The 836-nt window shown below is 66.6% G+C and carries 1 protein-coding gene and 1 pseudogene; both read left to right on the top strand.

What is annotated here, in order from left to right:
- Window positions 1-680, top strand: a 680-nt coding sequence (locus GXB81_RS31170) for a protein-L-isoaspartate(D-aspartate) O-methyltransferase (protein WP_205991226.1), incomplete at its 5' end; no start/stop codon positions are given.
- A gap of 5 nt (window positions 681-685) precedes the next feature.
- Window positions 686-836, top strand: a pseudogene (locus tag GXB81_RS31700) (peptidase); the annotation flags it as partial.

An 836-nucleotide genomic window follows, 5' to 3' on the forward strand; every position in this document is an offset into this window, starting at 1 on the left:
TCGGTGCAAGCAGCGGTGCGCAGAACAACGCATTGGCGTTGACCTCGGAACGGGTTCGCGAGCGCATGGTCGAACGCCTGCGTGCCAACGGCGTGACCGATCAGCGCGTACTGAATGCGATGGCGGCAGTGCCGCGCCACCTGTTCGTCGATCCGGGTCTCGCGGCCCAGGCCTACGAAGATGCTGCGTTACCGATCGGCCATCACCAGACCATCTCGAAGCCCTCGGTGGTCGCGCGCATGATCGAACTGGCCGCGGCCGGGCGCGCGCTGAACACCGTGCTCGAAATCGGCACCGGTTGCGGCTATCAGGCGGCCGTGCTGAGCCAGGTCGCGCGCGAGGTTTACTCGATCGAACGCATCAAGCCGTTGTCCGAACGCGCGAAGACGAATCTGCGTCCGCTGCGCATTCCGAATATCCGGCTGCATTACGGCGACGGGCGGCTCGGGTTGCCGTCGGCGGCGCCGTTCGACGCGATCGTGATCGCGGCGGCAGGGCTCGATGTGCCGCAGGCGCTGCTCGAACAGCTCGCGATCGGCGGGCGCCTGGTGGCGCCGGTCGGTTCGCAGGAAGGGCAAAGCCAGGTGCTGACGCTGGTCGAGCGCCTCGGGCCCGCGCAATGGCGCGAGTCGCGGCTTGATCGCGTTTTCTTTGTACCCTTAAAATCCGGAGTGATTTGACACCGATGAGTATGTTGCGCGCGATGCAGAGAACCACCCCGAATTCCCCCCTGACCGTCACCCAGCGCAGCGTGTGCGTGCTCGCCTTGTCCCTGTTGATGACGGCCTGCACCTCGCGGCTCGACCAGGCGCCCGTCGTCGACCGCTCCGGCGGCG

The organism is Paraburkholderia sp. Ac-20336, assembly GCF_017105025.1.
Taxonomy (GTDB): domain Bacteria; phylum Pseudomonadota; class Gammaproteobacteria; order Burkholderiales; family Burkholderiaceae; genus Paraburkholderia.